Source organism: Gemmatimonadota bacterium (assembly GCA_016719105.1).
Classification (GTDB): Bacteria; Gemmatimonadota; Gemmatimonadetes; order Gemmatimonadales; family Gemmatimonadaceae; genus SCN-70-22.
The window spans coordinates 213,401-237,212 of the sequence record JADKAQ010000004.1; the positions used below are offsets into that span (position 1 = coordinate 213,401).

The following is a 23,812-nucleotide window of genomic DNA, read 5'->3' on the forward strand; positions in this document are numbered from 1 at the left end:
CGGACGTCAGAAGGCGAACATCTGCGTGAACTTCACGATCAGCGCGCGCCCCGGCACGGGGCTGTCGGGCGTCAGGATGCGCTGGTCGTTGTACACGATGAACAGGTCGCTCAGCGGGTGGTGGATGATGTTGAAGCGCACGTTGGCATTGAACTGCTTGCTCGTCTCGTCGTACTGCGACAGCGCGTCGATGAACATGTTGGTGGTGAACGAGTAGTTCACGCGCGCGGTGAGGAGGTTGTTGACGAAGGCGAGGTTGGGCTCGGTGAGCGTGGCCGCCGTGCGCTGCACGCCGAGCGTGGCGCGCAGCTTGTAGTTGGCGCGGAAGGTCATCGACCCGTTGACCGTCTGCTGCGTCCCGTTGTACAGGCCACCGAAGAGGTAGCGCACATTGGCCGAGATGGCGCGGCTCTGGTCGGAGATGGCGTAGAGCGACCACTCGTTCCAGGAGTAGCCACCGGGGGCGAGCGGTGCGCGCATCTTGCTGTTGGGGCGGAACGGCGCGTCGAGGCGATTGAAGGACGGGTTGGCCGCGATCTCGAAGACGGCCCCGTTGTTGAAGAACCAGGACTGTCCGGTGTGCAGCTTCTTGCTCACGATGCGACCCTGCAGGTCCTCCTGGTAATCCCACCCCACGTGCGGGTGCAACTCGCGGATGCCGTGCGCCCGCAGCCAGGCGGAACGCGGACGGAGACCGGTGTCGAGCAGGTACTTCCGCATGTTGATGCGGCGATAGAAGCCCAGGTCGTTCTGGAAGCCGGGGCCGAGCTGCATGACGCCCCCCTTCCCGTGGAAGAAGTTGCCTTCCCAGTTGAGCGTGGTGCGCCAGGCGTAATCGCCCGCGGTGATCCCCGGCGTCTCGGTCTTCACGACGTAGGAGTTCCAGTCGAGGTTCCCGAAGAGGCGGATGTTGTTGTCGATGCCGTAGACGCGATTGAAGTAGTCGCCGCGCCGCGTCGTCGTGCCGGTGTCCGGTCCGCTGACATTGAGGCGCTGCATGGCGAAGACGCCGAAGTCGCTCCCCGACCGGCCGAGGTTCTGTCGGAAGCGGAAGACGCTGGAGTTGGCGCGCGGATTGACCTCGTCGCCGCGTTCGGAGATGGAGAGGAGCCCAAGGCGTGACGACTCGGTGAGTTTGCCCGTGAGGCGGATCCCGCCGTCGATCGGGATCTGCAGGCCGGAGCGACTGAGTCCGATGCGGCGGGAGAAGAAGAGGAGGTTGTCCTCGTCAGGCGTGGGGGTGGGGTTCACGCGGTTGTTGCGCGCGGCATCGCCCACGTAGAAGACGCCGGAGTTCTCGAGGAAGAAGTCGCGCTTCTCGGGAAAGAACTGCGAGAACTGGGTGAGGTTGACCTGCTGCTCGTCGGCCTCGGCCTGCCCGAAGTCGGGATTGAGCGTGACGTCGAGCGTGAGCCCCGGGGTGAGTGCGGCCTTGAGGTCGGCGCCGACATCCATCGCGTTGTTGTAGCGCGGATTGGGGCGCGCCGTGGTGCCGAGGTCGCGGATGGTGTTGGCGGCGACGTAGGGCTTGATGCGCAGGTCGCGGCCAGCTTTCCCCGTTTGGAGTCCGGCGAGGTTGCCGGCAAGCGAGATGCGATTGAGGTTGAAGGCGCGCGGGACCGGCGACCAGAAGTCGACCTCGTTCTTGCGCCGGATGTGGCGCGAGAAGTTGATCCCCCAGGTGGTGGTCCCCGACTTGTCGAAGCGGAGGGCTCGGAACGGGATGCGGATCTCGGCGGTCCAGCCGTCGGCGGCGCGGCGCGTGCGTACGTCCCACACGGCGTCCCAGCTCTGGTTCACCTCGCGTCCCTCGAGCGCGACCTGCCGGTCGTGGCGCGCCCCTTCGACGTTGGTGCTGAAGACGTAGCCGTTGCGCCGGTCGCCGAAGGTGTCGAGGAGGACCTCGAAGTCGTCCTGGTCCTCTTCCTTGAAGTCCTTCTTGATGTCGTTGACGACGAGCGCGTCGGGCGCGGAGTCGTGCAGTCGGGCGGCGATGTAGAGGTTGTCGTCGTCGAAGGCGACCCAGACGTCGGTCTCCTCGGTCGCGGGCTGGCCCGTGAGGGGTTCGCTCTGGACGAAGTCGGCGGCGGGGTCGGTCTTCTGCCAGACCGGTTCATCGAGGACGCCGTCGAGCCGGATGGCGCCGCCGGTAGGGACGGCGAGGAGTTCGCGGCGACCGTCGGGGGCATGGCGGCGGAGGCGGGCGCGGGTTCGCCGCGGTGATGCCGGCGCTCGCGTCGAGTCCGCGCCGGTCGATGCCTGTTGTGCGAGGGCGGGGATCGGCGCGGCCGCGAGTGCGGCGAGCAGGATCGTGCGCAGCAGCGCGGTGTTCGGGACGTGCACTGGCATTCGGGGCGGGGGCGAGGGCGGTGCGCGGTGTGCTGGGACTTTACGCGCGCCCTGCCACGAGTGCTACACCCTTGCGCACGCTTCGCGGGTGGCGGTGGCGGCCGCTCGCGTCGCGGCGTGGTGCTGTGGCGTTCCGGTGCCGGTGTCAGTGGAAGTCGTGGCTGCGGGCCCACGCTTCGCCGGCGTCGGCACGGAGGGCCCGGAACTGCTCGGCGCGCAGGTTCACCACGTTGCTCTCCACCTGCAGCGTCCCTCGGACGAGGAGGAGCGGGGTGGTGGAGATCATGAGGGCTTGCCGTTCGAAGCGCTTGGGAGTGACGACGACGTTGAGGATCCCCGTTTCGTCCTCCAGCGAGAGGAAGACGAATCCCTTGGCGGTGCCGGGGCGTTGGCGGCAGATGACGAGTCCGGCGTGGGCGACGCGCTCGCCGTCGCGTCCGTCGAGTTGCAGCTCGCGGGAGGTGCGGACGCCGTTGGGGCGCAGCAACTCGCGCAGGTGCCGCATGGGGTGGCCATTGAGGGAGAGGCCGGTGAGGCGGTAGTCGGCGTCGGTGGTTTCGAGGCGCGACATGGCGGGGAGCGGGGGGCGTGCAGGGCGGGGGCGCGACGGGGCGAGGGGGCCGGCGTCGCCGCGCAGCGCTTCGAGGACGCGCCAGAGGGCGACGCGCCGGCGTTCGCGGGCGGGGACGTCGGGGACCATGGCGTCGAAGGCGCCGGCTTCGGCGAGTGCGCGCAGCGAGCGCTGGTCGAGCCGTGCGCGCTGGACCACGTCGGGGATGTCGTGGAAGGGGCCGTCCTGGAGGGCGCGTTCGAGTTTTTCACGGGCGGCGGCGCCGAGGCCGTGGACGAGGCGGAGTCCGAGCCGGACGGTGGGAGCGGGAGCGGGAGTGTGAGTGGGAGAGGAAAAGGTACGGTGGGGAAGGGAATGGTTTGGTGGGGGAGGGGGGGTGGGGGTAGCGTGGTGTTTGGGGGGGGCCCCCCGCTCGCCACGCCCCACGCGCGACGATTCCGCCGCCACGCGTCCTCGTCCAACTGCGTCCGCGTGGCCTGATTCGCCCCTCGCGCCTTTCGCGCCCCTCTCGCCTCCCTCGCCCCCCCCGCGCGCCCCCCGCGCCCTCCCCGTATCGCTCTCCACCCGCCCGGCGGTGCCCTGTGCCGCACTCCGGTCGCCCGTCCCTCGTCGCCCGTCCCCTGCCGCATCCTGCCTAACGCCACCGCCAGCTTCACCCCCACTCCCCCGCCGCACGCGCACCTCGACTCCCTGCGGCACCACCACGTCCCCATTCGCCAGCTCCAACGTGTGGTCCCACGCCGAGCACGTCAGGTCGACCGGTCGCACCTCCACCCCGTGCCGCCGGGCATCCTCGATGAGCGTTCCGACCGAGTAGAACCCCATCGGCTGCGCGTTGAGGATCGCCGCCGTGAACTCGGGCGCGTAGTAGTGCCGCAGGTATGCCGACGCATACACGATCAGCGCGAAGCTCGCCGAGTGCGACTCGGGGAAGCCATAGTCGGCGAAGGCGTTGATCTGGTTGTAGATCCTCCGTGCCACGTCCTCGGCGATCCCGTTACGCGCCATCCCGGTGATCAGCTTCTCGCAGATCGCCGCCATGCGCTCGCGCGAGCGCTTGTGCCCCATGGCCCGCCGCAGGATGTCCGCCTCCCCCGGGGTGAACCCAGCCGCGGCGATCGCCACCTGCATCCCCTGCTCCTGGAAGAGCGGGATGCCTAACGTCCGCTTGAGGATCGGTTCGACCGACGGATGCGGGTACGTCACCTCCTCCTCGCCGGCGCGCCGCCGCAGGTACGGGTGCACCATCTCCCCCTGGATCGGCCCCGGCCGGATGAGCGCGACTTCGACGACCAGGTCGTAGAAGCAGCGCGGCTTGAGGCGCGGGAGCGTGTTCATCTGCGCCCGGCTCTCCACCTGGAAGACACCGATCGTGTCGGCGGCGCACAGGTCGTCGTACACCGCCTGGTCGGTCATGTCGAGCTGCCCCAGGTCGAGCGTCACCCCGCGCGAGGCGCGGATGTACTTGAGGCAGTCCTGCAGGACGGTGAGCATCCCCAGGCCTAACAAGTCGATCTTGACGAGTCCCACCGGATCGAGGTCGTCGCGCTCCCACTGGATCACCGTGCGGTTCGGCATCGACGCCGGCTCGATCGGCACGACGGTGCGCAGCGGCTCGGCGGTGAGGACGAACCCGCCCACGTGGATCGAGCGGTGCCGCGGCGCCTGGTGCAGCCCCTCGACGATGTCGGGGAGGACGTGCACTCGGCGGTCGTTGGGGTCGAGGCCGGCCTGCGCCAGGATCGTGGACGCCAATTGAGACGGGAGACGGGAGACGGGAGACGGCAGGGTGGAGGCATTGTGCGCGACGGATTGCAACGACGCGCTTTCTGCCTCCAGTCGCCTCACCAGCGCCTCGTTGCGGACGTTCTGTTGCTGCGTGACCTGGGCGTTGGCGTTGCCGAACGGTTCGTATCCCTTCGACAGGCGACGTCCGTCCGATGCAGGGGACGAGGTGTCACCCGATCGGGCGTCGTCCTGAGTCCCCTCGCCCCCGTCCGCCCCGTCGGTGCGCGTGCGGCTCCCCGCATCCCATGCATGCTTTCGCCGTATGCTCAACTCCGGCCGTCCGCTGCGCGCCGCCGCTTCCCGCGCCGCACGATGTGCGGCTTCGCGCGGCTGCGCTTCGCGTTCGTCGCGCGCGCGTGCTTCGCGTTGCCGCGCGTTGTCGCGTCTATCGCCTCCTCCGCCGCCACCACATCCTCCCGCCCCCCCGCCGCGGCGCGCAGCGCCGCATTTTCGTCTCCCGTCTCCCGCCTCCCGTCCTGTCCCCGTCCATCCCCAACCTGCCTAACGCTCCCCGACGCGCCCGTGACAAGTCCCTCCCGATGCGCCGCCTTCGCCTCCCGCATCCGCGTCGTCGCTTCCGTCCCCCGCACCATCCCGTGCCCCATGCGTTCTGCCAGGGCGCGCTCGGCCGCCGCGCGCTCCGCGAGCAAGCGCTCCGCGCTCCATTCGTCGCGCTTCTTGCGCGGGTCGTCAGGAACCCCCGGGCGATCGCTCTGCGGGTCGAGGTCGTACTCGCGGGCCAGCATGTCGGCCGGCGCCGCCCCCCCACGCAGCGCTTCGGCCGTCGCCTTGGCCGAGAACCGGTCGCTGAGCGCGCTCAGCACGTCGGACTGCTGCACCGAGAATCCCAACACGCGCGCAGCATCCCGTACCGCCGAGCGCCCGCGGTAGGTGATCTGCTCGCAGACCATCGCCGCATGCTCGCGCCCGTATCGTTCGTACACGTACTGCAGCACCTTCTCCCGGTCGCGGTGGGCGAAGTCGATGTCGATGTCGGGGGCTTCCTGCCGTTCCTCGCTCAGGAAGCGTTCGAAGAGGAGCTCGAGGCGGATCGGGTCGACGGCGGTGATCCCGAGGCAGTAGCAGACGGCCGAGTTGGCCGCCGAGCCGCGCCCCTGGCACAGCACCCCCTCACGATTGGCGAAGCGGACGATGTCCCAGACGATCAGGAAGTAGCCCGCCAGCCCCAACTTCCGGATCATCTCCAGCTCGTGGGCGATCTGGGCGCGATGCTTGTCGGAGTAGCGGTCGCCCCATCGCTCGCGCACGCCCTGTTCCACCAGGCGCGCCAGGTACTCGTCGGCGCTCACGCCGGGAGGGAGGGGGAAGGTCGGCAGCGTCGGGCGCAGGTCCTCCAGGCGGAAGGCACACCGCTCGGCGATGGCCAGCGTGGCGCGAAGCCCGGTGTCGTCGCCGCGCCACCGGTGTTGCAGCTGCGCGTGTCCCTTGAGGTACCATTCCCCGTTGGGGACGCAGGCGCTTCCCCATCGTGTCCAGCGTCCGTTCGTGCCGCAGCGCCGAGAGCACGTCGTGCACGATGCGCCCGGTGGGGAGGGCATAGTGCACGTCGTTGGTCACCACCCAGGGGATGCCTAACGACCTCGCCAGCGGGATGAGCTGTCGGACCAGGGCGCGTTCCTCGGGGAGGTGATGGTCCCACACCTCGATCGCCAGGCGCCCCTCGAAGAGGTCGAGCAGCGTCGCCGCCGCCTCGCACGCCCCGTCGACATCCCCGGCGGCGATGCGCGCCGGGACCCACCCGCGCGGGCACCCGGTGAGGGCGAAGACGCCCTCGGTATGCCGTGCCAGCGTATCGAGCGAGACCAGTGGGCTCCCGCGCGGGTTGTCCATGCGCCCGCGGGTGATGAGCGAGGCGATGTTCCCGTATCCCACCCGCGACTCGGCCAGGAGGACCACGTGCGACGGCGCGCCGTCGGCCTCCAGGGTGAGCTCGCAGCCAAGGATCCCGCCGATCTCCGCCTCCCGCGCCGCCTGCGCGAAGCGCACCGCGCCCCCGAGGTCGTCGTGGTCGGTGAGCGCCAGCGCCGGCATGCCTAACGCCTTGGCCCGCGCCACCAGCGCCTCCGGTTCGGAGGCGCCGTCGAGGAGCGAGAAGACGGAGTGGCAATGCAACTCTACGAACACGGCAGGCGAGAAGATGCGAGCGAAGCGAGCACCCCAGCGAACGCTGGGGCTCAGTGGCGGTGTGTGAGGGGTGTCCTCAGTCGTACCAGCCGTGGATGTACCAGGCGTGGTCGGGGGCGGCGCAGTCGCGGTAGAGCACCAGGTGGCTGGTGCCGGCGGAGTCCTCGCAGCGCCAGTAGTCGCGGGCGTAGCCCGACTCCCACCAGTCGCCGGTGAGGCGCTCGGGGCCGATGGCCCGGGCCACGGTGATGACGTGCTCGCGCCAGCGAATGGTGCGTGGCGCGCTGGTGACGGTCCCGTCGGCGGTGCGCACCTCGGCCCGTTCCGGCGTCTCGAGTTGGCGCAGCGCCGGCGCGCGCAGGAGCGAGGGTGGGAGCGGGCGCGCGAAGGGGCGAGGAATTGCAACTGGCGGCACCTCGCGCACCAGCGCCAGCGAACGTGATGCGGGGACGGATGTCGCGTGTGGCGCGATCCCTCCGCTCCCCACGCTCCCGGCGGCGCTCGCATGCGGGCGCGACATGACGTCACCCGGGCTGTGGTGAGAGGCGACCGCCGAAGACGGGGAGGGGGCCGAGCCGCGCGCATCGCCGCGCGCATCGCCATCCCCCGCACCGTCCTTCCTCCCGTCTCCCGCCTCCCGCCTCCCGCTTCCCGACGGGTCATCGACGCGCTCCCACACGCCGGCGCGTTCCGGCCGGTGCGTGTCGCGCACCACCGGACGCACGACCGCCTCGATGCCTAACGTCGCGCGCAGGCGGGCGAAGGCGGCATCGGCAGCGGCTGGATCACGCCAGGCCGGGTCGAGCAATTCCCCTTGCGCCCCGTGCAACGGCGCGGTGGCGGTCACGGCCACCGTCACGCCGCACACCGGGGCATCGAGGCGCCATTCCTCCAGCAGGGCGCGGCAGCGCTCCAGCAACGGGATGACGCGCGCCAGTGGGCGGGGGAGGCGCACCTCGCGGGTCACGGTGTGGGCATGCGTCGCCGTGGGGAGTGCGCCACGCGCGTCGTCGAGGGCGAGGGTGATGGCCACCACCGCTGCCGAGCGTCCGTCCTGCACCAGGTCCTGCACCAAACGATCGAGAGCTGCGCGGACGAGGAAGATGATCGGCTCGACCGATGGGACGCTGGGCGAAAGGTCGGTGGCCACCGCGCGCGGGGCGTCGAGGCGGGCCAAGACCGGGCGTCGCTCGTCCTCGCCACGCGCCAGGTGCCACGCAGCGACGCCGGCGCTCCCCCAACGCCGCTCGACGTCCTCGGTCGGAAGGGCGGCAAAGGCTCCCACCGTGCGAAGTCCCAGTGCCTGCAGTGTGTCGCGCAGTTCCTCGTCCATCGGCACCAGGCCTAACGGGGCAGGCGCGAGATAGGCGGCGCATCCGCCCGGTGGCACGATGACGATCCCATCCTCCATGGGGGCTCCCTCGTCGCTCCCGGGCCGTCCCTGGCGCCCCGTCCCGGTCGTCGCCCATGTGGCAGCCCGTGCCGCGACGCACGAGTCGGCGATCCCCACCCGTGCGCCGGGGTGCCAGCGCCGGGCCAGCGCCAGGAGGCGCCGGGCCAGCGCGCGTTCGCCGCCTAACGCTTCGAGGCCGCTGGCCCCGACCCACCACGTGCCCGGGGTCCCCCCCACGGGCGTGACCTGCGGGCTCGCCTGCACGAAGGTCGCCGTGGCCCGCGTCACCGCACGCGCCACCGAGTCCTCGTCCCAGTGCGCCACCCGGAGCGTGGCACACCGCGACCGCGCCTCGGCGATCGTCATGCCGGCACGAATGCGGAGCGCCCCCGCCGCTGCGGTCGCCGAGCGCACCCGTTGGCCGTCGAGGAGGACGATGGGCATGGCGTCCCAGTGAGCGCTGGGAGGCGGGAGGCGGGAGATGGAAGAAGCGTTAGGCGCGCTGCCCGGGCTCGGTGCGCTGGGGGGAGCGCTGGGGCTTGCGCCGGGCGTCGGGCGGGGAGGGAGCGAGGGGACGGTCGGGGACGGGCGTGTCACGCCCGCCGTTCCCCACGCCATACCGGGGGCCGAGGAGGAACTCGTCGCGGGCAATGGCCGGTTCGGCGCAACGACGCTTGTGGGCGAGGGTGGCGCCGCTGGCGGGGGGCGTCGTGGCACCACCACGTTCTCCAGTCCCATCGGGAGGAGGAGCTGTTCGTCGGGTCCCGGGGGCATCAGGAGTTGCCCGTTCCCCGCGGCGATTGCGTGTTGCCACACCGCGCCGATCGGGAACCTGGGAATGCGCACACAGGCGACGCGCCACTTCGATTGCACAGCCGACCTCCACGACGTGATGCGTTCCACCCTTCTCTACCGTCACCTGCAACACGACCGGCGTGCGGGGCGAGCCGCGGCGCCTCTCCGGCGTTTCGTCCTCGCGTGTTCCGGCGAGGCGCCGTCCGAACGATTCCCACTCCTGCGCACCCGGGTGCCGCGGGGGGCCTGCTGTCTCCCGGGAACGCCCTCCCTCGCCAGGAGGCGCCGGGCGCCCCTCCCGCGCGCGGCGGCGCACGCGCAGGCGTACCGCGCCGCCCACCCCCCCGGCATCGGGCAATCGCCGTCGCCCGTCGCCGTGGCCCTCGTCGTCCCCCTCATCGCGCAGCACCACGAAGGCGGCGTTGCTTTCGCGGGCCAGTCGGGTGAGGCGGACCGCGACGCCACGTGACAGCCCCCCTCCACCGTCGAGCACCACCAACCCGAAGGCGCCGCTGCGCAGCAGGACGTCGGCGCACCACGGGCCGTGTGCCCCGGGGGGCGGGCGCACGATCCAGAGGCGTTCGGTCGTTGCCAGTGCGGCCCAGTCGGCCGGGGCCAGCGTGCGCCCGGCATCGATGTAAGCAACCCACCGTTTGTCTGCGAGCGCCTGGGCGACGACCTCCCGCACCAGCGTCGTCTTCCCGCTCCCGCGCCCGCCGACGATCTCCGTCAGCCGCCCCAACGGGAGCCCGCCGTCGGAGAGCACCGCATCGAGCGCCGCGATCCCCGTGCGGATCCCGCCCCCGGGGAGCGGGGGCGGCGCGAGGACGGCTGCGAGTTGCGCGCGGAGGGCGGTCAGGGACATGACAACAGGAGACGAGAAGCCGAGGAGACGAGAAGCCGCGAGGCGCGCCTAACGCTTGCCTGGATGGCAGCGGGGCCGCTCCGTCCATCCGAGACCGAACATACACCGAACATTCAAGAGACAACCGAACGCCCGCGGGGGAGCGCGGGATCCATGCGACGAACTCGTTAGGTCAGGGGCGGGGAGGCGACGCGCGGGCCGGGTCGCTGGACAATGACTTGCGATAGCAGACGATGCGCTCCGCTTCCGTGAAGCCGAGGGCACGATGTGCAGACTGGCTGGCCGTATTGTCCAGCGGCGTATCGGAGGCGAATTCGCGGCATCCGTGCTCGCGGGCCCACTGTTCGCCCGCGGCCACCAGTGCCCGGCCGATCCCGCGCCGCCGCCACGCGGGTGCGACGTACCACCCCTCGAGGTAGCCGACGCGATCGGTCTCGCACCCTTCCGCATAGCTGCGGATGGTGAGTTCGGCGAAGCCGACCACCCCGCCTTCCGCCTCGGCCACCAGGCAGGCGATCGGATCGCCGGGGGACCAGAAGAAACGTTCGATCTCCATGGCGTGCTCCTCCGCCCCTCCCTCGGGCCAGAGGGCGGTGCGCAGGACACACCAGGTGGCGGCGTCGGCGCGGGTGACGGGACGAACCATGCGACGGGAGGCGGGAGGGTGGATTGCGGCTGGCGGTGGACCGTGCGGTTACATCGTACCCGGGTCGTCGGCCGAGGGGCCATAGATCCCGGGGAGAGGGACGTCCTGCAGGCGGAGGTAGACGGAGAACTGCCCGCGGTGGTGCACGAGGTGGTTCATGACCCAGGTGCGCACGACGGCGATGCGGGGGAGGGTGAAGACCTTCTCGCCGCCCATGAGCATCGTCCACGGGAGCTGGAACTCCTCGTCGGACATCGCGGCCAGGACGGGGCGCGCCTCGGCGGCGTTCTTGTCGAAGAGGGCGAGGAGCGCCTCGACCGACTCGAAGGTCGGGGAGGTGTAGGCCGGGCCACCGACGGGGGCGAGGTCGAGTTCCGCCAGCTGCAGCATCGGTCCGCCCCATCCCGGGATCTCGGCGAGGTGACCGGCGAGTTGGCCGAGCGACATCGACTTGGGGTGGGGCTTCCAGCTGGCGGCGGCGGCCGGCGTGCGTGCGAGGAGCTTGCGGGTGGTAGCGATCTCGTGGTCGAACTCGGCGACGAGGGCGGTGGCAATGGACGTGGACATGGTCGGGAGGTGGGTAAAGGGAGCCTGCGATACCAAACGAGAGACAGCGGTACTGCGACCGTCAGAGTCCCAGGTCGATCTGGGTGACGGGCGGGAGGGCGCCGACCGGGGTCGGCGCGCAGGCGAGGGCCACGCCTTCATCCAGCGCGGCGGCTGCCGGGGAGCTCCCGTAGGCCGGGGATGCTTCCATCACCGGGAGGAGGCGCGTGCGGCTGGCGGGGAGGGTGGCGCCGTCCCACGCCGAGCCCGCGCGCGCCGGTCCCGACGGGGTGTAGCGTCCGGCGTCCCATCGCGGGGCGCCGAGTGCGGGATCCGGCAGGAGCGCCGCGTCTGGCTGGGGCGTCGCGCCGTGCGGTTGTGGTGCGCCGGCGCGCGGCTCCGCCGGCCCTTCGAAGGCCCGCTCCTCCGGCGAACCGTAGCGGATCCCGGCCTGGCGGCAGGCACGCTTGAGGAACTGGCGCAGCCCCTCGCGATAGCGGTCGGTGATCTGGAAGCGGTTCCCGTACGCCTTGCGATAGCGCGGGGCGAGGTCGGGGAACTCCTCGTCGAGCCACGGGAGGTAGCGACGGCGCGAGGTGACGCGCAGCCGCAACGCGCAGGCGTTGATGTGCGAGGCGCCGTCGGCGGCGACCTGCCTGACGAGTGCCTCGAGGGCGTCGGGGCGGTCGGTGATCCCGGGGAGGACGGGCATGATGTTGATCCCCACGTCGATTCCGGCTTCGTGCAGGCGCCGCAGGGCGCGCAGGCGGGCCTCGGGCGTTGGGGCGCGCGGCTCGATGCGACGGGCGAGGTCGCGGTCGAGGGTGATGAGCGAGAGGTGGACGGTGAGGCGCGAGCGCTGGGCGATGCGCGCCAGGAGGTCGATGTCACGGGTGATGAGCGGGCTCTTGGTGATGATCACCAGGCGCAGCCGCTTCAACTCGGCCAGGACCTCGAGGAGCTGGCGCGTGATGCGGAAGTGGCGCTCGGCCGGCTGGTACGGGTCGGTGGCGGTCCCGATGACGATGGGTTCCGCGTGCCGCACCGCGCCTAACGACTTGCGGCTCCCCTGTAGCGTGCGGCGCAGCACCTGGGCGGCGTTGCGCTTGACGAAGATCCGCCGCTCGAAGGCGAGCCACGGCGGGAGTTCCTCGAGCTCTTCGCCCGGGGCGGCGAGCGACGGGCGTGCGGCGGTGGACGACGATGGGGCGAGGGAGGGGAGCGCCGCGGCGCCGTGGAGCAGGATGGTCCCTTCGCTCCCGGGCCCCAGGTCGGCGCCGACCCCCTCACCCACGCCCGTCTCCCGCCTCCCGTCTCCCGTCTCGGCGGCCGCCCGCTCCATGACGAAGCGATGGGCGTAGCGCGCATAGCAGTACGCGCAGCCAAAGGCACAGCCGATGTAGGGGTTGATCGACCAGAAGGGCATCCCCGTGCTCTCGGGGCTGTTGAGCACTCCGGTCGCGGTGGTGCCGTAGTAGCGGATGTCCTTCTGCGCGCCCACCACCGGGTGCCGGGGGGGCGGAGAGAGCAGTTCGGAGAGGGAGAGTGCCTGTTGCATCGTGCCACCGTGTGCCGTGGGGGGACTGACCCCGGGGCGATGACAGATACCGAACAAACCCCGAAAATGCAAGAACGAAGACGGGCGGCCGGAGGCGGGAGAGGGGAGCGGAAGCGGCAACTCGTTGGCTGGCCGACGCTTGGAATCGGACAGTTCATGTGCCGCGGTGCGCAGGGGCGACGGAGGGGGTGGGACGAGCCGCGGCGCGGGCGGAATTGGTTGGCGGTGCCACCGGCAGAGCGAACGGCCGTCCGTCGTGCGCACCGCCGCCTCCCCGGTGAATGCCTAACGCTGGTCCGGTTACTAACGAAAAAATGCGGGGAAGCGCTCCGCTTCCCCGCACTCGTCTTCCCGTCTTCCCGTCTTCCCGTCTTCCCGTCTGCTCTACTGCAGGAGTGCTTTGTGCTTCTCGAACCACCCCTGCATCGTCGTGAGCTTCGAGGCCTCGTGGCTCGGGCGACGGCGAATGCCGTGCGGTTCCTCGGGGACGCGCACCAGCACCGATTCCACGCCGAGCATCTTGAGCGCCTTGTAGTACTGCTCGCTCTCCGACATCGGCGTGCGGAAGTCCTCCTCGCCGGTCATGATCAGCGTCGGCGTCTTCACGTTCTTCACCACGCTCAGCAGCGACCGCTTGTCGTAGTTGTCCTTGTGGTCCCACGGCATCCCCGGGAACCAGTTGTTGACAGACGACGGCGCCATGTCGGCGGTGAGCGAGAACGACTCCCAGTTGATCACGGGATAGAAGGCCAGCGCCGCGCGGAAACGATCGGTGTGGCCGATCATCCACGCCGTGAGCACACCGCCGCCGCTCCCGCCGGTGACGAAGAGGTTCTTCTCGTCGACATATCCCTTGGCGATCACTGCGTCGACCCCCGAGTTGAGGTCGAAGAAATCATCCCCGGGATACGCATGGTGGATCAGGTTCCCGAACTCCTCGCCGTAGCTCGTGCTCCCGCGCGGGTTGGTGTACAGCACGACGAAGCCGTTGGCGGCCATGATCTGCTTTTCCTCATCGAAGCGGTCGCCGTAGTTGGCAAAGGGGCCACCGTGAATCTCGAGGATGAGCGGGTACTTCTTCTTCGCGTCGAAGCCCGGCGGCGTGATGATCCACCCCTGGATCTTGCGCTTGTCCTTCGACGACTCGTACCAGATCTCCTCGACGGCGCCGAGCGTCTTGCCGGCGAGGACGTCGGCATTGAGCGACGTGAGGACGCGCGCGGCCGGCCGCGTGGCCCCGGTGGCAATCGGCGCGAGCGCCACCTCAGACGGGACCGACGGGGTGCTGAGCGTGTAGGCGATGCTCCCGTCACGTGCAACGGAGTACGATCCCCCGCTGTACGCCGACGTCCCGGTGCCGAGGTTGCGGGCGACCACGCGCCACGTCCCGTCGAGGGCGACGCGGGCGACCTTGGTGTTGCCCGAGTCGTCGACCGTGACGTAGAGGGCGCGCGAATCGGCGCTCCACGTCGGGCTCCCCACGCTGCGATCCATCGCGGTGGAGAGGGCGCGCTTCCCCGAACCGTCGCGGTTCATCACGTACAGCAGCGTGTTCTGGTAGCCCTGCTTGCGGTCGTCGTAGCCGACCCAGGCGATGAGCGCGCCATCGGGCGATGCCGCCGGCGATTGGTCGGGGCCGAAACGATCGGTGAGGCGGCGCATCGCCCCGGTGGCGACGCTGAAGGCGAACAGGTCGGTCTCCCGTGCCGTCCACTCTGGATTCTCGCCGCGTCGCGCCGCCAGGAGCAATTCGTTGCCGTCGGCGCTCCACGTCACGGCGCCGCCGCCATACACCTGCCCGCCGTGCTGGAAGTCGCCGCTCGTCACCTGGCGCGGCGTCCCGCCCTCGGCGGGGACGACGAAGGCGTGCACGAAACCGCTGGGAAGCTCACCCACCTGGTCCTGCCGGAAGACGAGGCGGTCGGTGTACTTGGGGGGCGCCGACCACGTGGCGCCTGGCGGCGGCGCCAACGGCGTCCCGATCACCAGCGCCGGGCGCGGCACGAGTTGCAGGAAGGCCAGCTGCGTTCCGTCGGGAGACCAGGCCGGCGCGCTGGGCGCCTGCGGACCGTTCGTCACCGCCATCGCATCACCGGTGTCCATCCAGCGTACCCAGAGCTGGGTGCTCCCGCCGCGGTTGGACGCGAAGGCGAGGCGCGTGCCATCGGGTGACCAGGCGGGCGAGTCCTCGCTGAACTTCCCCGAGGTGAGCGCACGGTGCCCCGACCCATCGCGCTTCACCACCCAGATGTTGCTGTAGCGCCGATCGGTCATCGGATCGCTCCAGCGGCGCACGTAGGCGATCCACGCGCCGTCCGGCGAAATGGCGGGATCGGCGGCGTACTCCAACTGGAAAATGTCGGCGGGCGACAACGACGAGGGGCGACGGTCCTGCGCGGCGAGTCCTGCGGACTGCGTGAGCGCGAGGAGCACCGGGAAGACGATCCGGAGCGAACGGGGCATGGCGAACCTCGGGTGCGGAGCGGGGGAGGAGCGGGAGACGCGCGAGGTGCGTGAGAAGTGCGAGGCGCACGAGGCGCCGGTTACGGCAACGGCAGGTCGGTTGGCCGACGGCGATCGTCGGCGTCTGGCGCGCGCCGCTGCAGCGTCCAGTGTCCCAACAGGTGAGGAAGCTGCTCCTCGGTTCCGACCTCGGCAACTCCAACCAGTTCCCCCGCGCGCCACACGCCCTGATGCCGGATCGGGGGGGTGAGAAAGCGAGGGTCGGCGATGGTGAACCGCAGGACGCCTCCCTCGACCCGGAGGTCGGCCAGCGACGTGGTGAGGTTGCCGGCACCGCGTGGGTAGTGCTCCGTCCACGTCGCGCGCAGTGTGCCCCCCGCACTCGTTATGCGCAGGGTGACCTCCACCGGGGCATCGTAGAGGCGCATCGTCCCCGTCCAGGTCCCGGGCAGCGCGTCGAGCGCCGGCGCCTCGCCGTGCGCACTGTCCGCAGGGAGAGGCGCCGGCGTCGGAGACGAGGAAGGCGAAGGCTGGCGCAGCGCCTCGGCTGCGCGCGACTGCAGGTACTGCGCAACCTCGGCCGGCAGGTCGACGAGTGTGGAGAGCGTATCCTCGAGGCCGCTCCCGGTCCCCAGGTCTCGAATCGCGCGCCCACGGGCGCGCGACGGGAACGCGATTGGGGGAGTGCCACTGATGGTCCCCCAGAGCACGGTGGCGGCGAGATAGGTGCCGGCCGCCGACGGGTGGCTGCCGTCGGGTTCGTAGAGTTCGAGGGACGGGCGCCCCGACCGCACGCGCTGCCAGGCATCGCCGACGGGGGCGACGTCGGCGCCGATGGAGCGCCCCAGCGTCAGATAGGCATCGTCGAGCGCGGCCTGGTGGGCCGCAGGGGCCTCCCGCCGGCGCCAGGTCGAGTACAGGACGGTCCGCGCGCCGGCGCGTCGGATGGCCCGGTCGAACAGGCGTGCATAACGATGAAAGAGCCGAGGGGCGTTGATCGCCGGGGCACCGTCGACGAGGTGTACCCCAAGCATGCTCTGCTCCTGCAACACGACGACGTCCCAGGTCCCGTCCTCGATGCGGGCGAGGGCGGTGCCGCGCATCCAGTGCTGCTGCAGCGTGGCGCCCCCCAGCACCTCCATCGCGACGTGCAGCTGACGGGAGGGAGAGGCGCCGGCGGCCAGGGCCGCCAGCACGTCGGGGAGGTTGTGGAAGTACGTATAGCTGTTGCCGATGAACAGGATACGCATCGGCGTCCCCGGCCGAGCCGGGGGCGTGGCCGAGGGAGGGGGGAGGTGCCGGGCGTGCAGGGCGGCGACGTCGCGGGGGGGCGCAGCTGCCGGTGCTTGGGCGGGAGCCGCCAGTGCGGCGAGGGCGACGGCGAGCAAGACGGCGCGTGCGCGTCGGAGCGGCGGGGCGAACGCGAGAGGGGCGCGCCGCGCCGGGAGGTACGCCGGCGCCTGGTGCGTGAGGAGAGGGGGCACGGCGCGGGCGAAGAAATTGAGGAAATGAGTCGCCGGAACGAGGCGGACCGATCATCTTTCACGGGCGGCCCGCGCCTCGACAGGTGCTTCGGGCTCCCGTGGCTCGGTGCTTCCCTCGCGGGTGGCCCGGCGCGGGACCGAGTCACTCGCCCCTGGCCGGTGCGCGACCCCACTGGTCGCGCCCCAAACGTACGGCTGCCCGCACCGACGCTCAACAACCGCATGTCCGCACTTACGCCCTTCACGGACCTTCAGGATATCGCCAAGGCCGTCACGCACCGACAGGCATCGCCCGTCGAACTCGTGCGCGAGATCCTCGATGCCATCGGCCGCCACAATCCCTCGCTCAACGCCTACATCACGGTGAGCGGCGAGGCGGCCCTCGAGGCCGCCGAGCGCGTGGAGAAGCTGGTCGCGGCGAAGAAGGACCCCGGCCCGTTGGCCGGCGTCCCGATCGCCATCAAGGACCTGATCCTCACGAGCGACGCGCCGACCACGGCGGGCTCCCGGGTCTTTGGCGACGGGATCCCGGCGGGCGACGAGGCGACGGTGGTCAAGCGCCTGCGCAAGGCGGGCGCGATCATCATCGGCAAGACCAACCTGCACGAGGTGGCGTTAGGCGTCACCTCGGCCAACGAGCACTTCGGCCCCGCGCGCAACCCGTGGAACGCCGAGCACGTGGCGGGCGGGTCGAGCGGTGGGTCGGCATCGGCGGTGGCGGCCGGGCTCTGCGCCGCATCGATCGGGACTGACACGCGCGGGTCGATCCGCATCCCGGCGGCCTGCTGCGGGGTGACGGGGTTCAAGCCGACCTACGGACTCCTGCCTAACGACGGCATCGTCCCGCTGTCGCCGTCGCTCGACCACGTGGGACCCATCACCCACACGGTCGCCGACGCCGCGCTCCTCGTCGCCGTGATGACCGGGACCAAGCCGGGGCTCGAACGCTTCGTGAAGGCGCTCCGCACCAGCAGCAAGGGGATCGTGCTCGGCGTCTCCGAGTACCACCTGCGCGACCTGGACGGCGAGATCGGCAAGGCGATCGACAAGGCGCTCAAGGTGCTGCGCCCGCTGGTGAAGGACATCCGCGACGTCGACATCCCCGCCCTCGACGGGGCGCAGGAGGCGTCGGGGATCATCACGGCGTCCGAGGCGATCGCCTACCACGATCGTTACCTCAAGCACAACCCGGCCGCCTACGGCCCCCTGGTGCGCAAGCGCCTCGAGGGGGGCTACAAGCACAGCGCGCTCGACTACCTCAACGCGATGGCCAAGCGTGAGGCGGTGCGGGCGGCCTTCGCCCAGACGTTCACCGAGGTCGACGTCCTCGTGGGCGCGACGCTCCCCGCGCTCCCGCCGCGCGTCGACGAGGACTTCGTGCACATCGACGGCAAGGAGGAGAACACGGTCGAAGCGTTCACCCGCTTCAATGCTCCGCAGAACCTGGCCGGGCTCCCCGCCATCAGCGTCCCCTGCGGCCTCGCCAAGGGGCTGCCGATCGGGTTGCAGTTCTTCGGCCCAGAAGGCGGCGACGAGGTGGTGCTGACCATGGCCTCGGCCTTCCAGCGCGAGACGCACTGGCACCAGCGCCGCCCCCCCATCGCCCGCTAGGCGACCCCCACTCGGCGACGCGGTGATCGCAACCGCCGCGTCGCTCGGCCGTTGTATCTTTGAGCCGTGTTGCCCCTTCCTTCGCACCGTGAGTGACCGCCATGCCCGCGTCACCCCTGCTCTCCGACATTGAAATCCAGCGCGAACTCGGCTCCCTGCCGGGATGGGCACGGCGTGGAGGGACGCTGGTGAAGACCTACACGTTCCCTGCCTTTCCCGCCGGGATCGACTGGATACGACGCGCCGCGGATGCGGCCGAGTCGATGAGCCACCATCCGGACATCGACATCCGCTACACCCGCATCACCGTGACGCTCTCCACGCACGACAGCGGCGGGATCACCACCAAGGACCTCGCGCTGGCCCGCGCGCTCGACGCGCTCTGAGCGCCAGGCCGCGCACACGCGTCCGCTGCAAACAGCACGGCCCCGGTCGAATGACCGGGGCCGTCGTCGTTCAGCACATGGAGCCAGTCCCGCTTACTCGCGCCGCCCGCCGAGCAGGCTGAGGATCGCGAGGAACATGTTGAGCAGGTCGAGATAGATCGTGACCGCGGCCTGGACGTAGTCCTCGGGGCCGAAGACGTTCCGCAGGCGCCAGGTGTCGAAGACCAGGAGCCCGCTGAAGACGAGCACCGTCGCGCCAGCCAGCCAGAGCGACGCCGTCTGGTTCTGGAAGAAGAGGTTCAGCAGCGACGTGGCGATGAGGACCCACAGCCCGACGGTGAAGAACGCCCCCATCGCCGAGAAGTCGCGGCGGGAGACGAAGGCGTAGAGCGTCAGGACACCGAAGGCGCTGGCGGTGAGCATCCCCGCCTGGCCGATCACCCCAGGGCTGTTGCGCCCGTAGACGTACAGGATGGGCGAGATGGCCAACCCTTCCACGAAGGTGAACAGGAAGACCAGGCCGAGGTTCGCCGGGAAGGCCTCGCGGAACTTGAGCGCCAGCATGAGCGGCGCAAACATGCCGATCATCGTGATGAACGGATGCCGCGCGACGCTCTGCATGATCGCGGGCTGCGACATGGCAAAGGCGGCGCCGGCGATCGTCACCAGGATGCTGGCAAAGACGAGGCTGTAGGTCCGGCGCACGAGCGTCGCGCGCTCGGCCCCGGTGCGGACTACGACGCCCGGATACGGGCGGGCAGAAATGCCCATGTCAGTCTCCTGCAGAGGGAATGGACGGCGTAAAGATAGTGCGAGGATCCCGAGTAGGTAGCGCGAGGGTGATCAGGCCGCGGACTCGGCGTGGCGGGCTCGGCGTGATGGTACCCCCCGTGCCGATGAGCGGTCCGCCCCCGGGTCGCCCCCCCGGGGACGATCGGAAGGCGGGCAGCGACACCCGAGTGCCCCTTGGGGAAACGAAGAACGCCGGCCCAGTGGGGGCCGGCGTTCGTGCGCTGGGGGCGCGCGTGAGGCGAAACGGCGTGAGGCCGACCGCCCTACATCTTCCGGATGTCGACGGAGCCATTGACCGTCGAGACCTTGAGGCGCTGTCCGCCCTTCCCGATGGTCGCGCGGATGTGCCGCGGGTTGATACGCCCCGTGAGGGTGAGCGGGAAGTCGGAGGAGACGCGTCCGTTGACGGTGCGCATGTCGAGGTCGGCGTTGAGCCCCGCCGGGAGCTCGATCTCGACGGAGCCGTTGACGGTCTCGAAGTCGAGATCCTCGGTCCCCGTCTCACGCATCCGGACTTCGATGCCGCCGTTGACGGTGCTGGCGCGCACCGGACCGCCGGAGGTGTAGGCGAGGATGCCACCGTTCACCGTGCTCGCCTCGACCTCGGACGTGGCGCCTTCGATGCGGAGCGAGCCGTTGACCGAGCTGCTCACGAGCTTGACCCCCTCGGGCAGTCGTACGGTGAACTCCACGGAGACCTCGTTCCGGCGATTCCACCCGTCGTTGCCGCGGGTGCGATAACCGTCTTCGTCGCAGGTGGTGTTCTCGTTCCAGATGGCGCAGATCAGGATGTCGTCGTTGGCGAGCTTCTTCACCTCGATACGGACGGCGTCGCCGCTACCGCGTCGCACGCGCTTCTCGCCGATCACCTCGGCCTTGTCGCCCGAGGCGCGGTCGACGCGGATGGCGCCGTTGAGGTTGCGGACGTACAGCCAGCGCCCGCGCGGGATGCGCCCTTCCCACGAGAAGTCGGGCGTCCCTTGTGCATCGAGCGATGCGACGGGGACGGCGAGTGGGGCGGCGGCCAGCAGGGTGCCGAGCAGGGCGTGCTTGAGGGCGAGGGTCACGGGGCGTCTCCTATGCCTAACGCTTGCGGATTTCGAGGTCGCCGCTGAAGGTCTCGGCGATGATGCGGGCGCCGCCGTTGCCGACGGAGAATTCGAAGCGGCGCGGGCGGCGCGACGAACGGTCGCCCGGCTGCAGGGTGATCGGGAAGTCGGACTCGAGTTCCCCGCTGAACGTCTCCACCGAGAAGCGGGCGTTGGCGGAGCCGGGGATGCTCAACTCGATGGTGCCGGAGTGCGAGTGGAACTCGTAGCGCCCGTCGGTCGCCATGTCGCCGGCGAAGGTGATGTCGCCGCTGGTCGTGGAGGTCTCGACGTCGCGCGAGGTGATCCCGGAGAGGGTGATGTCGCCGCTGGTGGTGTTCGCGTGCAGGTCCCCATCGACCGCGTCCAACTCGACGCTGCCGGACACCGAGGTCGCCTCGACCGTGCCCTTGAGCTGGCGCGCGGTCACGTCGCCAGAGACCGAGGTGAGCTCGATACGGCGCACCGCATCCTCCACTTGCACGTCGCCGCTGGTGGAGCCGGCCTCCACCTCGCCGCCGGTGCCGCGCACCATGACGTCGCCGGAGATGCTGCGCGCGATGACGCGCACACCACGCGGGACCGAGACTTCGTAGCGCGAGTCACCGCGGCGGCTCCCGCCCCACATCGAGCCGCGCCCTTCCTCCTCGAGCGTGATGCGCGACGAGGACACGTCGAGCTCCAGGCGCCCGCGTTCGGAGCTGGCCTTGATCTGCGCCTCACGGCGACTCCAGCCCGTGACGACGATCTCACCCGAGATGTTGGAGAGGTCGATGGTCCCGTCGGCAGAGAAGGCGACCGTGGTGTCGACGCGCGAGCGACCTTGCGGCACGTCGTCGTTGCGGCGCGCGCGGTCGCGGGTGTCGTCATCCCCGTTCCAGTTGGGATCCGACTTGCGCTTGCGCTCGATCTCACGCTCGATGCGCTCGGCCATCAGCGTCGCGTGCTTCTCGACGCGGGCGGCCATGCGCTCGGCGGCGGCCGCGATGTTCTCGGCCATGCGCTCGATGGAACGCTCGGACGATTGCGCGTGGAGCGTCGCCGGAAGGGCGGTGGCCAGCGCGAGGGCGAGGAGAACGGGAGAACGTGGCATGGGCGTGGTGGTCAGGTGCGGGACGGGAGAAGGGCGGCGGTGCGGAGCAGGCCGAGCTTCTTCTCCAGCGCCTTGTTGAGCTGCGTGGAAAGAAAACGCGAGGCGGGGTCGACTTCGAGCGCGCGCCGGGCCTCGGCGATCGCGGAGTCGATGGTGGCGATCGAGGATTCGAGGACGGCGACGGTGCGCGGATCGAGTTCGCTCCGACGCTCCGCCAGCACGCCGCGGAGGGTGGAGATCTCCGCGTTGTAGGTCTCACGCGCCGGAAGGCGTTCGGCCCGGCTGACCGGGGTCGCGGACGCCGCCGACGGCGTGGCGGCAAGGACCGGATCGGCTGCCACTACGCCGGCCGCGGCCGGGGAGAGCGACGACGTGGTCTGGTCGGGCGTCCGTGGGGCGCTGTCGGTCGCGGGATTCGCGGCCAGCGTCGGCGCCTGACGACGGCTGGTGAGGACGTAGGTCGAGAGGGCGGTGATCGCCATCAGGCCGGCGGCGACGGCGCCGAGCCGGAGACGATGCCAGCGCGATGGCGCCTGGCGACCGGGGCGTGCGGCCTCGCGCGCGGCGGCGTGCGCGCCGAGGTCGGCCACCGGCGTGTCGAGACGCTGGGCGATGGCCGGCCAGAGATCGTGCGACGGGGTGAGCGCGGGGAGCGTGGCGGCGTCGCGGGTGATGCGCTCGAAGTCGTGGACCAGCGCCGTGCAGGCGGTACACCCCGACAGGTGCAACTCGAGGTCGGCGACCGACGCGTCGTCCAGCGCTCCCTCGAGGTAGTCCCCGAGGCGCTCGTCGACTTCGGCGCAGGTCAGGTTGCGGTTGGTCATCGGTTCAGGGCCTCTCGTAACAGGTGCCGGGCGCGGTGCAGCTGCGCCTTGCTGCCACCAGCGGTGATGCCGAGCATCCCCGCAATCTCCTCGTGCTTGTAGCCCTCCACATCATGCAGCACGAAGATCTTTCGTGCGCCTGGCGGGAGGAGGGCGATCGCCGCTTCGAGGTCGATCGAGGCGCCGGGGGTCGAGGCCGAGCTCCCTTGCGGGAGCTGGTCGATTGCGTCGCCATCGTCTTCGAAGCGTGCGTGCTTCCGTCCGTCGGACTTCCGCGCGTTCAGGACCACGTTCACGGCGAGCCGGTGGAGCCACGTGCCGAAGGCCGAGTCTCCCCGAAAGAGGGAGAGCTTGTCCCAGGCGCGGACAAAGACGTCCTGCGTGAGCTCCTCGGCGTGCGTGCGGTCGTGGACCATGCGCGCGCAGACGGCAAAGACGCGGTTCACGTGCGAGCGATACAGCCGCTCGAACGCCCGACGGTCGCCCGCCGCAGCCTGGGCAGCCAGGGCTACGTCGGAGGCGTCGGTCGCTACGGGGAGGGGGGTTGGTTCCAGGGATGCCACCGTCACGATCGAACCGGTCGTCGTTTGCTCACTGGGTGAGATAGCGGCGACGGCCGGAAGGTTTGAATGGGGGGAAGACGGGACGACCGAGGATGGCGTCCCCCCTCTTGGTCCCCCTACGTGGCGAGGGTGCTCCCGAGTTTTGCCAGAAGGGTGTCGAGTTCGCCGACCGAGGAGACCACGTGCGTCGGCGAGGCCTCGAGGAGCTGGTGGTGCGTCGCGGCCCCCCAGGTGACACCGATCGTGACGGTGCCGGCCGCGTTGCCGGCCATGACGTCGAAGGGGGAGTCACCGATATAGACGGTGCGATCGGGGCGGTCGTCCAGCGCCGCGAGGGCGAACCAGAGCGGGTCGGGATCGGGCTTGTGCTTCGTGGTGCGGTCGGCGCCCACGACAACATCGAAGGATGGCGCGAGCCCCACGTAGGCGAGCGAGCGGTTGGCGAGGTGGTCCGCCTTGCTCGTGACGACGCCCAGCGGGTGGCCGGCGGTGCGGAGGCGCTCGATCAGGGCGGGGATGCCGTCGAAGGTGCGGGTGAGGCGGTCGTGGTGTTCGTACTGGAAGGCGCGATAGGTGCGCACCAGCTGCTGCAGGTCGTCCTCACCGGTCGCGTACTGGCCGAACTGCCACATGAGGGGGCGTCCGATCGTGGCGACCCACTGCTCGACGGTCGGGCGTGGTCCCTCGCGTGAGTCGAAGGCGTGCTGCATGGCCCCGACTAGTAGTTCGAGGGAGTCGATGAGGGTGCCGTCGAGGTCGAAGAGGACGACCGGGTGGCGACGCGGGGGGGAGACGTCGGGTGCGGTGGCCGGAGTGGGCCGCGTGGAGGGGGAGGACATGGGGGCGAAGAAT

Annotated in this window: 18 protein-coding genes; 2 read left to right on the forward strand and 16 right to left on the reverse strand. The window is 70.5% G+C overall.

What is annotated here, in order from left to right; translation table 11 throughout:
- Positions 1-6: 6 nt before the first annotated feature.
- From IPN47_08970 to IPN47_09015, 10 genes are all read right to left on the reverse strand, one after another.
- On the reverse strand, positions 7-2,349 hold the full coding sequence (locus IPN47_08970; GenBank protein MBK9408167.1) for a carbohydrate binding family 9 domain-containing protein: 2,343 nt from the start codon (positions 2,347-2,349) through the stop codon (positions 7-9).
- Positions 2,350-2,494: 145 nt separating this feature from the next.
- Positions 2,495-4,978: a hypothetical protein gene (locus tag IPN47_08975; GenBank protein MBK9408168.1), complete on the reverse strand. Its 2,484-nt coding sequence runs from the start codon at positions 4,976-4,978 to the stop codon at positions 2,495-2,497.
- Positions 4,975-6,267 (reverse strand): hypothetical protein, encoded by a 1,293-nt coding sequence (locus IPN47_08980; protein ID MBK9408169.1) that lies wholly within the window; start codon positions 6,265-6,267, stop codon positions 4,975-4,977. The genes IPN47_08975 and IPN47_08980 overlap by 4 nt, the downstream gene beginning before the upstream one ends.
- 662 nt (positions 6,268-6,929) lie before the next feature.
- The gene (locus IPN47_08985) at positions 6,930-8,690 is read right to left on the reverse strand and encodes a hypothetical protein (protein ID MBK9408170.1); all 1,761 of its coding nucleotides are present in this window, start codon (positions 8,688-8,690) and stop codon (positions 6,930-6,932) included.
- A 49-nt stretch (positions 8,691-8,739) separates the two neighbouring features.
- Positions 8,740-9,906 (reverse strand): hypothetical protein, encoded by a 1,167-nt coding sequence (locus tag IPN47_08990; GenBank protein MBK9408171.1) that lies wholly within the window; start codon positions 9,904-9,906, stop codon positions 8,740-8,742.
- Between the two features lie 172 nt (positions 9,907-10,078).
- Positions 10,079-10,552 (reverse strand): GNAT family N-acetyltransferase, encoded by a 474-nt coding sequence (locus IPN47_08995; GenBank protein MBK9408172.1) that lies wholly within the window; start codon positions 10,550-10,552, stop codon positions 10,079-10,081.
- A gap of 48 nt (positions 10,553-10,600) precedes the next feature.
- Positions 10,601-11,119 (reverse strand): DinB family protein, encoded by a 519-nt coding sequence (locus tag IPN47_09000; protein ID MBK9408173.1) that lies wholly within the window; start codon positions 11,117-11,119, stop codon positions 10,601-10,603.
- A gap of 61 nt (positions 11,120-11,180) precedes the next feature.
- Positions 11,181-12,656, reverse strand: coding sequence for a radical SAM protein (locus IPN47_09005; GenBank protein MBK9408174.1), 1,476 nt, complete (start codon positions 12,654-12,656; stop codon positions 11,181-11,183).
- 384 nt (positions 12,657-13,040) lie between these two features.
- On the reverse strand, positions 13,041-15,119 hold the full coding sequence (locus IPN47_09010; GenBank protein MBK9408175.1) for a S9 family peptidase: 2,079 nt from the start codon (positions 15,117-15,119) through the stop codon (positions 13,041-13,043).
- Positions 15,120-15,199: 80 nt separating this feature from the next.
- On the reverse strand, positions 15,200-16,603 hold the full coding sequence (locus IPN47_09015; protein MBK9408176.1) for an SGNH/GDSL hydrolase family protein: 1,404 nt from the start codon (positions 16,601-16,603) through the stop codon (positions 15,200-15,202).
- A gap of 222 nt (positions 16,604-16,825) precedes the next feature.
- Here IPN47_09015 and IPN47_09020 point away from each other — a divergent pair, with 222 nt between their 5' ends.
- Complete coding sequence (locus tag IPN47_09020; GenBank protein ID MBK9408177.1) at positions 16,826-18,214, forward strand: amidase; 1,389 nt, start codon at positions 16,826-16,828, stop codon at positions 18,212-18,214.
- Positions 18,215-18,315: 101 nt separating this feature from the next.
- Entirely contained in the window at positions 18,316-18,600 is a 285-nt protein-coding gene (locus IPN47_09025; GenBank protein MBK9408178.1) for a 4a-hydroxytetrahydrobiopterin dehydratase, read from the forward strand.
- 93 nt (positions 18,601-18,693) lie between these two features.
- On the opposite strand, the gene IPN47_09030 is transcribed toward IPN47_09025, so the two are convergent.
- The 6 genes from IPN47_09030 to IPN47_09055 all read right to left on the reverse strand — a co-directional run bounded on the left by IPN47_09030 (position 18,694) and on the right by IPN47_09055 (position 23,799).
- Positions 18,694-19,371 carry a Bax inhibitor-1/YccA family protein gene (locus IPN47_09030; protein MBK9408179.1) on the reverse strand — a complete coding sequence of 226 codons (678 nt, stop codon included), beginning with the start codon at positions 19,369-19,371 and terminating at the stop codon, positions 18,694-18,696.
- 284 nt (positions 19,372-19,655) lie between these two features.
- Positions 19,656-20,459, reverse strand: a complete 804-nt coding sequence (locus IPN47_09035; protein ID MBK9408180.1) for a DUF4097 family beta strand repeat protein — start codon at positions 20,457-20,459, stop codon at positions 19,656-19,658.
- A 16-nt stretch (positions 20,460-20,475) separates the two neighbouring features.
- Positions 20,476-21,573, reverse strand: a complete 1,098-nt coding sequence (locus IPN47_09040; protein MBK9408181.1) for a DUF4097 family beta strand repeat protein — start codon at positions 21,571-21,573, stop codon at positions 20,476-20,478.
- 11 nt (positions 21,574-21,584) lie between these two features.
- On the reverse strand, positions 21,585-22,397 hold the full coding sequence (locus IPN47_09045) for a zf-HC2 domain-containing protein (protein MBK9408182.1): 813 nt from the start codon (positions 22,395-22,397) through the stop codon (positions 21,585-21,587).
- On the reverse strand, positions 22,394-22,951 hold the full coding sequence (locus tag IPN47_09050) for an RNA polymerase sigma factor (GenBank protein ID MBK9408183.1): 558 nt from the start codon (positions 22,949-22,951) through the stop codon (positions 22,394-22,396). The genes IPN47_09045 and IPN47_09050 overlap by 4 nt, the downstream gene beginning before the upstream one ends.
- Before the next feature lie 125 nt (positions 22,952-23,076).
- Positions 23,077-23,799 carry an HAD-IA family hydrolase gene (locus tag IPN47_09055; GenBank protein MBK9408184.1) on the reverse strand — a complete coding sequence of 241 codons (723 nt, stop codon included), beginning with the start codon at positions 23,797-23,799 and terminating at the stop codon, positions 23,077-23,079.
- Positions 23,800-23,812 lie beyond the last annotated feature (13 nt).

Excerpts from the sequence above, each read along its gene's own strand:
- IPN47_08990 (MBK9408171.1), bottom strand. The coding sequence starts at position 9,906 with ATGTCCCTGACCGCCCTCCGCGCGCAACTCGCAGCCGTCCTCGCGCCG.
- IPN47_08980 (MBK9408169.1), bottom strand. The coding sequence starts at position 6,267 with ATGCCCTCCCCACCGGGCGCATCGTGCACGACGTGCTCTCGGCGCTGC.
- IPN47_08970 (MBK9408167.1), bottom strand. The coding sequence starts at position 2,349 with ATGCCAGTGCACGTCCCGAACACCGCGCTGCTGCGCACGATCCTGCTC.
- IPN47_09055 (MBK9408184.1), bottom strand. The coding sequence starts at position 23,799 with ATGTCCTCCCCCTCCACGCGGCCCACTCCGGCCACCGCACCCGACGTC.
- IPN47_09005 (MBK9408174.1), bottom strand. The coding sequence starts at position 12,656 with ATGCAACAGGCACTCTCCCTCTCCGAACTGCTCTCTCCGCCCCCCCGG.
- IPN47_09040 (MBK9408181.1), bottom strand. The coding sequence starts at position 21,573 with ATGCCACGTTCTCCCGTTCTCCTCGCCCTCGCGCTGGCCACCGCCCTT.
- IPN47_08995 (MBK9408172.1), bottom strand. The coding sequence starts at position 10,552 with ATGGTTCGTCCCGTCACCCGCGCCGACGCCGCCACCTGGTGTGTCCTG.
- IPN47_09000 (MBK9408173.1), bottom strand. The coding sequence starts at position 11,119 with ATGTCCACGTCCATTGCCACCGCCCTCGTCGCCGAGTTCGACCACGAG.
- IPN47_09010 (MBK9408175.1), bottom strand. The coding sequence starts at position 15,119 with ATGCCCCGTTCGCTCCGGATCGTCTTCCCGGTGCTCCTCGCGCTCACG.
- IPN47_09030 (MBK9408179.1), bottom strand. The coding sequence starts at position 19,371 with ATGGGCATTTCTGCCCGCCCGTATCCGGGCGTCGTAGTCCGCACCGGG.
- IPN47_08985 (MBK9408170.1), bottom strand. The coding sequence starts at position 8,690 with ATGCCCATCGTCCTCCTCGACGGCCAACGGGTGCGCTCGGCGACCGCA.
- IPN47_09045 (MBK9408182.1), bottom strand. The coding sequence starts at position 22,397 with ATGACCAACCGCAACCTGACCTGCGCCGAAGTCGACGAGCGCCTCGGG.
- IPN47_09020 (MBK9408177.1), top strand. The coding sequence starts at position 16,826 with ATGTCCGCACTTACGCCCTTCACGGACCTTCAGGATATCGCCAAGGCC.
- IPN47_09025 (MBK9408178.1), top strand. The coding sequence starts at position 18,316 with ATGCCCGCGTCACCCCTGCTCTCCGACATTGAAATCCAGCGCGAACTC.